General features: G+C 72.0%; 6 protein-coding genes and 1 pseudogene. 2 read left to right on the forward strand and 5 right to left on the reverse strand.

Annotated features, from left to right (window positions below; genetic code table 11):
• Positions 1-60: 60 nt before the first annotated feature.
• Both QR78_RS22570 and QR78_RS22575 read right to left on the reverse strand, forming a co-directional pair.
• Positions 61-264 (reverse strand): annotated as a pseudogene (locus QR78_RS22570) (transposase); the annotation flags it as partial.
• A gap of 196 nt (positions 265-460) precedes the next feature.
• A complete protein-coding gene (locus QR78_RS22575; RefSeq protein ID WP_179945937.1) occupies positions 461-1,291 on the reverse strand; it encodes a transporter substrate-binding domain-containing protein in 831 nt (276 codons plus the stop codon).
• Positions 1,292-1,442: 151 nt separating this feature from the next.
• Between QR78_RS22575 and QR78_RS22580 the strand changes: the two genes are divergently transcribed.
• Positions 1,443-3,281, forward strand: coding sequence for a glycosyltransferase family 2 protein (locus QR78_RS22580; protein WP_053221048.1), 1,839 nt, complete (start codon positions 1,443-1,445; stop codon positions 3,279-3,281).
• Here the strand turns inward: QR78_RS22580 and QR78_RS33675 are convergent.
• A complete protein-coding gene (locus QR78_RS33675) occupies positions 3,278-3,871 on the reverse strand; it encodes an SCO family protein (protein WP_089504301.1) in 594 nt (197 codons plus the stop codon). The genes QR78_RS22580 and QR78_RS33675 overlap by 4 nt on opposite strands.
• Before the next feature lie 326 nt (positions 3,872-4,197).
• Between QR78_RS33675 and serA the strand changes: the two genes are divergently transcribed.
• Complete coding sequence (serA, locus tag QR78_RS22590) at positions 4,198-5,445, forward strand: phosphoglycerate dehydrogenase (protein ID WP_048429831.1); 1,248 nt, start codon at positions 4,198-4,200, stop codon at positions 5,443-5,445.
• An 84-nt stretch (positions 5,446-5,529) separates the two neighbouring features.
• On the opposite strand, the gene cysG is transcribed toward serA, so the two are convergent.
• The gene (gene cysG, locus QR78_RS22595) at positions 5,530-6,987 is read right to left on the reverse strand and encodes a siroheme synthase CysG (protein WP_048429832.1); all 1,458 of its coding nucleotides are present in this window, start codon (positions 6,985-6,987) and stop codon (positions 5,530-5,532) included.
• 54 nt (positions 6,988-7,041) lie between these two features.
• A complete protein-coding gene (locus QR78_RS22600; RefSeq protein WP_048461539.1) occupies positions 7,042-9,723 on the reverse strand; it encodes a nitrate reductase in 2,682 nt (893 codons plus the stop codon).
• Positions 9,724-9,763: the final 40 nt, after the last annotated feature.

Below are 9,763 nucleotides of genomic sequence, written 5' to 3' on the forward strand. Positions count from 1 at the left end.
GGACACCGGTTCGGCGGCAAAAATCAGCGACAAAACAAGAACCCGAGCGTCTGTCCGGGATCATGTTGATTCCTGGCAGAGCTTTCCGAGCATGATGCGGACCGAGGCAAGGCGCAGGAAAGCCAGTGCCTTGCGGGTGCGGCACGCCCAATCCTTTGCCAGCCGTCGGCATCGCTCGAGCCAGCCGATCGTCCGCTCGACGATCCGACGCTTGGGCAGGACCTCGAACCCGACCGCCCGATCCGAACGTTTGACGATCTCCACCGTCACGGACCGGCACACCCGTTCCAAAGCCCCCCCGGCACGCCGGCCCCTGGCAACCACCCTCCGCTTACAGCTTCGGCAGGAACGGGCAGAGGCTCGCCCGGCTCGGACCAACTGCCCTCACATCGCTGCAACACCCAGTGCTATAGATCAAGAATCCTCGGCGTGTCGCAGGCGGGTTCGACGGAGGATCCGTTCAGAACGGGCTCACCGGAAAGAACCGCAGGTACAATTCAGCGTATTTGCCTTCGTCCCACAGGCGCTGGAGCGCGTCGTCGAGGGCGCGGGCCAGCGCCTCGTCCTCCTTGCGGGTGACGAAGCCGATACCCTCGCCGAAGTAGCGGTTCTCCAGGTAGTCGCCGCCCGAGAAGGCGCAGCAGCCGGCGGCATCGGTGCCGCCGATCCAGAGCGCCAGCGCCAGCCCGTCGCCGAACAGGTAGTCGATCTCGCCCCGGCGCAACGCCGCCTCGGCGGTGCCGAGGTCGGGATAGGTCTTCGGGGTGACGTGGAAGAAGGCGCGCAGATACGCCTCGTGGGCGGTACCGGAGATCACCCCGGTCGGGTGCTCGGCCAGCCCCTTCGGGTCCGGGGCCGGCAGCCCCTTGTCGCCGCGCACGGCGAAGCGGGCGGGCCAGCGGAAATACGGCCGGGTCGTTTGGTGGCCGGCGCGGAGCGAGGCGGTGAGCGGGATCGCGGCCGCCACCACGTCGCCCTGGTTGGCCTGGAGCGCGTCGAGCAGGGTGTCGAAGCGGCGCGCCTGCACGGTGCAGGTCAGGCCGAGCTTCTCGCAGGCGGCCCGGGCGAGCTCGACCGCGAAACCGGTCGGGTTGCCGTCGGGCCCGGCGAAGTGCAGCGGCGGGTACTCGTCGTCGGTGAGGAAACGGATCGGCCGGGTGGCCTGCGGCGGATCGGGCCGTTCCAGCCGGGCGCGGGGATTCCAGAAGTTCGGAATCGTCACCGGCTCGGCCGCCGCGGCCGGACCCGCGGCGAGCATCAGCAGGACCGCCGCTTGCAGCAGGGCTGCCATTTGGACGCGCCACTGACGCTGCGGCATACGCGCCACGATTGCGAAAAAACCGCCGGTCGGGCGGCGGGGCGCTGTTGCGGGAACGGGACGAGCCATAGGCTCCCGATACCACGAACCTCCGCCGGAGGGAGTCGGCAAGTTCGGAGCCCGCATGTTCGTCGAGGTCCGCTCTCCCCACGGCGCGACCGCCATCGTCCTGCCGGGCGAGCTGGCCTTCCTGCTCGGCCAGGGAGTCGACCTCGCGGTCGTCCGGGAGGCCGCCATCCTGGCGCGGCAGGAGGGGACGGAGCCCGCGGCGGCCCTGCTGCGCGCCGGCCTGATGAGCGAGGCCGCCTACTATGCCGCCCTCGCCCGCGCACTCGGGCGGCCGTTCCGCGACACCGGGCTCGCCCTGGACCCCGGGGCGCGATTCCCCGAGGACGTCCGCCAGGGTGCGACGCGCGGGGCCGGCGGGGAGTGGCTGCTCGCGCCGCCCCCCGGCGCGGTCGCCGCCCAGCTCGCCGCCGGCGCCCCGCCGAACGCGGTGTTCACGACGCCGGCGGCCCTCGCCGCCGCGGTGCTCGCCAGAGCCGGCCCCCGCGCGGCGGCCCGGGCCGCCGAGGCGCTGGAGGTCCGCGCCCCCGACTGGGCCTACCGCCCCGGCCTTCATCCGGGCCAGATCCTCGCCCTGATGCTCGCGGGGGCCGCGTCCCTGCTCCTCCTCGACGCCGCGCCCTGGATCCAGCTCGCCGTCCTGTCGCTCCTCAACCTGACTTTCCTGGCGGTGATCGTGTTTCGCCTCGCCGCCCCTCTCCTCGTGCCCGATCCGCCGCCGGATTTCGGCCAAGTGCCGGACGCGGAGCTTCCGGTCTACACCGTGCTGGTGGCGCTCTACCGCGAGGCCGAGGTGGTGCCGCGCCTGGTCGCGGCGCTGAAGCGCCTGGACTATCCGGCCTCCAAGCTGGACCTCAAATTCGTCATCGAGGCCGACGACACCGCCACCGCGGCGGCGCTCGCCGCGCAGTCGCTGCCGGCGCGGTTCGAGATCGTGACGGCACCGGCCGGCCTGCCCCGCACCAAGCCGCGGGCCCTCAACGTCGCCCTGCCGCTCGCCCGCGGCGAGCATCTCGTGGTCTACGACGCCGAGGACGTGCCCGATGCCGGCCAGCTCAAGGCGGCGGCCGCCCTGTTTCGCGCCGGTCCCGCCCGGCTCGCCTGCCTGCAGGGGCGGCTGGTGATCGACAACACCGCCGATTCCTGGCTCACGCGCTGCTTCACCCTCGAATATTCCGCACTGTTCGACGTGCTGCTGCCGCTCCTGAGCGCGTCACACCTGCCGGTGCCGCTCGGGGGCACGACGACGCATTTCCGCACGCGGGTGCTGCGCGAGGTCCACGGCTGGGACGCCTGGAACGTCACCGAGGATGCCGATCTCGGCATGCGGCTGGCGCTCGCCGGCTACCGGGTCGGCGACCTGCCGCTCGCGACCCTCGAGGAGGCGCCCGCCAACCTGTATCCCTGGCTGCGCCAGCGCGTCCGCTGGATGAAGGGCTTCGTCCAGACGGCGATCACCCACAGCCGGCACCCGGTCCGGGCGCTCCGGTGCCTCGGCCCCCTCGGCCTGCTCTGCGCGGTGGCGATGGTGCCCGGCACGGTGGTCTCGGCGCTCGCCTACCCGTTCGGGATCCTGCTGACATTCTGGTTCCTCGCCGCAGGTCCGCTGCCGGCTGCCCCCGACTTCCTCGCCAACCTCGTCACGGCGACGGGCGTCACGGTCTTCCTCGCCGGCCTCGGCGCGATGTGGCTGCCGGCGCTCGCCGGCTGCTTGCGGCGGGGCTGGTGGAGCCTCGCGCCCTGGGCGATCTCCCTGCCGGTCTACTACCTTCTCGTCAGCCTCGCCGCCTGGCTCGGCCTCGTCGAGCTGCTGCTCGCACCCTATCGCTGGAACAAGACCGCGCACGGACGCGCCGTCACCTCCCGCAGCGGGGCGATGCGGCGCGACGGACCTTAGAGCTGACGCGCCACCTCGGCGGCGGCGTCCGCGGCCGGACGCATCAGGTTGAGCGAGCCGGCGAAGTGGCCGCGTCCGTCCATGATGTAGACGAGCGCGGTATGCTCCATCGTGTAGTCGCCGTCCTTCAGCGGCACCTTGCGGCTATAGGCGCGGTAGGCCTTCACGGTAGCGGCGACCGCCTCGGGCGAGCCGGTCAGCCCGACGATGCGGGGATCGAAGCTCGACAGGTACTCCTTGAGCGCCGCGGGCGTGTCGCGCTCGGGATCGACGCTGACGAACAGCGCCTTCACGTCGCGGCCCTTGGGGCCGAGCGCCACCAGCACGTCGGAGATCTGCTGCAGGGTGGTCGGGCAGATGTCCGGGCAGTGGGTGAAGCCGAAGAACACCAGGTGCGGCGTGCCGGAAAAGTCGCGGTCGGTGACGGTGCGACCGTCCTGGTTCACCAGGGTGAACGGCCCGCCGACCGCGCTGGTGCCGGTGGCCGGGCGGCCGAGCATCAGGCTGGCGGCGAGCCCGAGCACCGCGAGGCCGAGGGCGAAGACGAGGAGCGGGATCGCGGCGCTGCGCATCCGGGGCGTGAGGGGCATCGGCGGTCTCTTCCTGGCTTGCCGAGAGCGGACGGCGCCGGTGGACCACCGCCGGACCGCGGCGGCAAGGGGGCACGGGGTCGCCCCGGGAGAAAGTCGGCACGGGGTCGCCCCCGGAAATGGCGGCACGAGCTTCGGCCGTGCGGCGTGACACGCAGCGGATGCCCGCGCGATGGGCGCAGCACTGCCCTGCGTATGGGCAGTCCTCCGCGGCCGGCCCCCATGTTGCGTTGCGGCGCGGCCTCTCCTATCGCTCGCGCTCCGCGGTGCCGCGTCTGACGTGGTGTCCGACCCCGTTTCCAAGACGACCTGCCAAGAAGACCGCCATGGCCGACAAACTCTCGCTGCCCAAGGACAAGATTCGCGTCCTGCTGCTCGAAGGCATCAACGACAGCGCGGTCGCGCTGCTCGAGGCCTCGGGCTACGTGACGGTGACGAGGCTGGCCAAGGCGCTCGATCCGGCCGACCTGCGCCAGGCGATCAAGGGCGTCCACATCGTCGGCATCCGCTCGCGCACCCAGCTCGACGAGGCTGCCTTCGAGGCCGCCGACCGGCTGATGGCGGTGGGCTGCTTCTCGGTCGGCACCAACCAGGTCGACCTCGAGGCGGCGCGCCGGCGCGGCATTCCGGTCTTCAACGCGCCGTTCTCCAACACCCGCTCGGTGGCCGAGCTCGTGATCGGCGAGATCGTGATGCTGCTCCGCCGCATCGTGCCGCGCTCGGTCTCGGCCCATGTCGGCGGCTGGGACAAGTCGGCCAACGGCTCGTTCGAGGTGCGCGGCAAGACGCTCGGGATCGTCGGCTACGGCAATATCGGCTCGCAGCTCTCGAACCTCGCCGAGGCGATGGGCATGCGGGTGATCTTCCACGATCTCACCGACCGCCTGCGCCACGGCAACACCGAGCCGGTCGACAGCCTGAACGCCCTGCTGTCGCAGAGCGACGTGGTCTCGCTGCACGTCCCCGAGACCGCCTCGACCCACAACATGATCGGCGAGGCCGAGATCCGGGCGATGAAGCCGGGCTCGTACCTGATCAACAATTCCCGCGGCACGGTGGTCGATCTCGACGCCCTAGCCTCGGCCCTCAAGGACGGCCACCTGCGCGGTGCGGCCGTCGACGTCTTCCCCGTGGAGCCGAAATCGAACCAGGACCGCTTCGTCTCGCCGCTCCAGGGCCTCGAGAACGTGATCCTGACCCCGCATATCGGCGGCTCGACCGAGGAGGCGCAGGAGCGCATCGGCGCCGAGGTGGCGCGCAAGCTCGTCGATTACTCGGATATCGGTTCGACGGTCGGCGCGGTGAACTTCCCGCAGGTGCAGCTGCCGGCCCGCCCGACGGGCCTGCGCTTCATCCACGTCCAGCGCAACCTGCCGGGCATGCTCGGACGCCTCAACGACACCTTCGCCCGCAAGCAGATCAACATCGCGGCGCAGTTCTACCAGACCGACGGCGAGGTCGGTTACGTCGTGGTCGAGACCGACGCCACCGACGTCGACCCGGAGGCCCTGCTCGAGGAGCTGCGCGCCATCGACGGAACGATCCGGGCCCGGCTGCTCTACGAGCGCCGCTGACCAGACAGCGGCGCCCGGCCGAAAGGCCGGGCGCCGCTCTCACGGAGACACCGTTCGCAACGCCCCGGCCCGCCGGGGCTTTTTTTAGTGTGCGGCCGAGGCCAGCGCCTCGGTCATCACCACCTCGCGCTCGCCGCGCCCGAGCGCATCGCCCACCATCACGATCGCCGGCCCTTCCAGCCCCGCCGCCTCGACCTTGTCGGCGAGATCCTGGGCCGTGGCCTGCACCACCGCTTGATCGGGCCGGGTGGCGTTGAACACGACGAGCGCGGGGGTCGCGGGCGGCAGGCCCTGGGCCACCGCCTGCGCGAGCAGCGCGCGCATCGTGCGCTTGGGCATGTAGATCACGGTGGTCACGGTGGGGTCGGCGAGCGCCGCCCAGTTGAGGTCGTCCGGCAGGGTGCCGCGGCGGTCGTGGCCGGTGACGTATTGCAGGCGCCGCGCGGCGTCGCGGTGGGTGAGCGAGATGCCGAGCGAGGCCGCCGCCCCTTGCGCCGCCGTGACGCCGGGCACCACCGTGACCGGGATGCCGGCCTCGCGGCAGGCATCGATCTCCTCGCCGGCCCGGCCGAAGACCAGGGGATCGCCGGACTTGAGCCGCACTACCCTTTTGCCGCCCTTGGCGAGCGACACCATCAGGGCGTTGATGTCGTCCTGGCGGCAGGACGGGCCGTGGCCGGTCTTGCCGACCAGCATCGTGCGGGCCTCGCGCCGGGCGTAATCCAGGATCTCCGGCGCAACGAGATCGTCGTACAGGATCACGTCGGCGCTGCGCAGCGCCCGCAGGGCCTTGAGGGTGAGGAGTTCGGCGTCGCCCGGGCCGGCACCGACCAGGACCACGCTGCCGCCGGTCGGCGCGGCGTCGCTCTCGGCGATCAGCGCGTCGAGGTCGGCGCGGACCGGCGCCCGCTCCGGGTTGGCGAAGGCGAGGTCGGTGAAGCGCTCCCAGAACGCCCGGCGCTCGCCGAACACATGGTAGCGGGCGCTCACCTCGGCGCGCCAGTCGCGGGCGGCGGCGACCCAGGTCTTGAAGCCCGCCGGCAGCATCGCCTCGATGCGGGCCCGCACGGTCTGTCCGAAGACCGGGACCGCGCCCTCGGTCGAGATGCCGACGACGAGGGGAGAGCGGTTGACGATGGCGCCGAACGACACGTCGCAGAGATGCGGCCGGTCGATGGCGTTGACGATCGCGCCCGCGGCGCGCGCCGCGCCGACGAAGCATTCGCACTCGCCCTCGTCCTCGAAGGCCGCGATGGCGAAGGCGGCGCCCGCGAGGTCGGCCGGCGACCACTCGCGCTCGTGCAGCACCACCGTGCCGGCGACGGCTTCCGCCGGGGCGCCGCGCATCTCATCGGTCGGCGCGGGGGCGAACACGTCGACATGCGCCCCGGCGGCGGCGAGCAGCTTCACCTTCCAGGCCGCACCGCCATTGGCGCCGGCCAGCACCGCGCGCTTGCCCGTCAGCGTCACGAAGACCGGCAGCACGGCCAGGGGCTCGAGGCCCGGGGAGCGGGTCTCGCGGGGAGCACGGGGGGTACGCATGGGAGGGTGGTCTTCTGTCACCAGTCTCGGGAAATCCGGTGTCATCAGATGCGCCTATGCGGACAGCGGTGCAAGTTCCGAGGCCAGCAGCTTGCGGATCTCCGGGATGCACGAGCCGCAATTGGTGCCGGCCTTGCACGCCGCCCCGACCGCCTCGACCCCGTGCGCCCCGCCCTTGATCGCCGCCCGGATCGTGTCGAGCCCGACGGTGTGGCAGGCGCAGACCAGCGGGCCGGTGCCGGCGCTCTCGGCCCGGCCCGAGATCAACGCCCGGCGCGCCGAGGGCTCCAGGAGTTCCTGGGTGCGGAAGAACGCCTTGGCGGCGTCCCAGGTCGGGCGCTCAACGGCCGGCGCCAGCGCCAGCACGCCGAGCAATCGCCCGTCCCGGAAGGCGGCGGCACGGTAGCGGCCGCGGGCCGGATCGGCGAACTCGCTGAACGTCGCGCCGGGGAAGAGGTCGCGCATCAGGGCGGCGGCCTCGGGTACGCCGTCCTGGGCGGCAAAGATCAGGCCGGTCGCGCCCTCCAGGCTCGCCCGCGCCCACCACCAGCCGTAGGGCGCCGCCACCATGTCACGGGTGATGAGGTAGCCGCGGGAGCGGTAGGGCTCGGGGGCGATCGAGGCCGGGGTCGCCTTGAGTTCGGGCTGGCCCGAGACCGGGTCCACCGCGCCTTGGGCCAGGGCACCGACACGGCCATCCGAGGTGTTGGCCTCGCTCCAGTGCATGGGCGCGAACAGCATTCCGGGTTGGGCGCCGGGCGTCACCATGACCTCCAGCACCGCCGCGCCGTGGGCGGTGCGGACCCGGGCGAGGTCGCCGTCGGTGAGACCAGCCGTTGCCGCGTCGTCGGGATGGATCTCGACGAAGGGCACGGCCCGGTGGGCCGAGAGGCGCGGGCTCTTTCCGGTGCGGGTGAGCGTGTGCCAGTGGTCGCGCACCCGCCCGGTATTGAGGCGCAAGGGCAGCGCGTCGCTGGTGGCTTGCGCCAGCGCCGGCTTCTGCACCGCGACGAAGCGGGCCTTGCGGTCCCGGGTGAAGAAGCCGCCCTGGGCGAAGAAGCGGGCCTGCGGCGCCTTGGCCTTGCGGGTCAGGGGCCATTGCACCGGCGCGGCGGCGTCGTAGGCGGCGTCCGTGATGTCGGCGAGCCCGCCGAGGTCGAAATCGCGGCTGCCGCGATTCTCGAACTCCGACAGGGCGGCGTGCTCGCGAAAGACCGCGGCCGCGCTGCTCCAGGCGAAGGCCTTGGCATGGCCGAGCCTCTTGCCGACCTGCGCCATGATCCACCAATCGGCCCGCGCCTCGCCGGGGGCCGCCAGGAAGGCGCGCTGGCGCGAGATGCGGCGCTCGGAATTGGTCACCGTACCGTCCTTCTCGCCCCAGGCGAGAGCCGGGAGGACGATGGCGTTCCGGGCCCGCACCGTATCGGTCTCCGCCACCACCTCGGAGACGACGTAGGTGTCGAGCTTTGCGAGCGCCGCCCGCACCCGGTCGGCCCGGGGCATCGAAACGGCGGGGTTGGTACCCATCACCCAGAGCGCCTTGATCTTGCCGCGCTCGATCGCCTCGAACAGCGCCACCGCCTTCATCCCCTCGCCCGTGATGATGGTCGGCGCGTTCCAGAACCGACGCACCAGATCCACCTCCTCCGGGGTGAAGTGCATATGGGCGGCCAGCATGTTGGCGAGCCCGCCGACCTCGCGTCCGCCCATGGCGTTGGGCTGGCCGGTGAGCGAGAACGGGCCCATGCCGGGCCGGCCGATGCGGCCGGTGGCGAGATGGCAGTTGATGATCGCGTTGGCCTTGTCGGTCCCTTGCGCCGACTGGTTCACCCCCTGGGAGGTGGCGGTCACCACCCGTGGCGTGCTGCGGAACAGCGTGAAGAAGGTCTCGACCTCGGCCTCGGTCAGGCCGGTGGCGGCGGCGGTCGCCGCGACGCTCGGGGCGATCTGGCGGGCGCGCTCGAGCGCCGGCTCGAAGCCGGCGGTGTGCTCGGCGATGTAGCGCGGATCGAGGGCGTCGTTGTCCGCGAGATGGACCAGGAGGCCGGAGAACAGGGCCGTGTCGGTGCCGGGCCGGATACCGAGGAAGAGGTCGGCCTCCTCGCCGGTCTGGGTGCAGCGGGGATCGATGGCGACGATCTTGGTGCCGCGCTTCTCCCTCGCGTCGAGCATGCGCCGAAAGAGGATCGGGTGGCACCAGGCGGTGTTCGAGCCGACGAGCACCAGCAGGTCGGCCTCGTCCAGGTCCTCGTAGCAGCCCGGCACGGTGTCGGAGCCGAAGGCGCGGCGGTGCGCCGCCACCGAGGACGACATGCAGAGCCGCGAATTGGTGTCGACGTGGGGCGTGCCGATGAAGCCCTTCGCCAGCTTGTTGGCGACGTAGTAATCCTCGGTGAGCAGCTGGCCCGAGAGGTAGAACGCCACCGAATCCGGTCCATGCGCCGCGATGGTGCGCTTGAACCCCTCGGCCACCGCGTCGAGCGCTTCGTCCCAGGTCGCCCGCCGCCCGGCAATCTCCGGGTGCAGCACCCGATCGTCGAGGGAGAGGGTTTCGCCCAACGCCGAGCCCTTCGAGCACAGCCGGCCGAAATTCGCCGGGTGCTGCGGATCGCCCGCGACGCTCGCGCCCCCCTGCCCGTCCGGCCGGGCGAGCACGCCGCAGCCGACGCCGCAATACGGGCAGGTGGTGCGGACGGGGGCGGCCTCGGGAGCGAGGGCCGGCACGTGCAGGTTCATCGCGGGAGCCTTTCGCCGGGCATGGGGTGGGGCCGGTGGG

This window comes from Methylobacterium indicum (assembly GCF_001043895.1).
GTDB classification, from domain to species: Bacteria; Pseudomonadota; Alphaproteobacteria; order Rhizobiales; family Beijerinckiaceae; genus Methylobacterium; species Methylobacterium indicum.

What these genes read in the sequence shown, in the direction of transcription:
- QR78_RS22575 (WP_179945937.1), bottom strand. Translation starts at nt 1,291, where the DNA reads ATGGCAGCCCTGCTGCAAGCGGCGGTCCTGCTGATGCTCGCCGCGGGT.
- QR78_RS22580 (WP_053221048.1), top strand. Translation starts at nt 1,443, where the DNA reads ATGTTCGTCGAGGTCCGCTCTCCCCACGGCGCGACCGCCATCGTCCTG.
- QR78_RS33675 (WP_089504301.1), bottom strand. Translation starts at nt 3,871, where the DNA reads ATGCCCCTCACGCCCCGGATGCGCAGCGCCGCGATCCCGCTCCTCGTC.
- serA (WP_048429831.1), top strand. Translation starts at nt 4,198, where the DNA reads ATGGCCGACAAACTCTCGCTGCCCAAGGACAAGATTCGCGTCCTGCTG.
- cysG (WP_048429832.1), bottom strand. Translation starts at nt 6,987, where the DNA reads ATGCGTACCCCCCGTGCTCCCCGCGAGACCCGCTCCCCGGGCCTCGAG.
- QR78_RS22600 (WP_048461539.1), bottom strand. Translation starts at nt 9,723, where the DNA reads ATGAACCTGCACGTGCCGGCCCTCGCTCCCGAGGCCGCCCCCGTCCGC.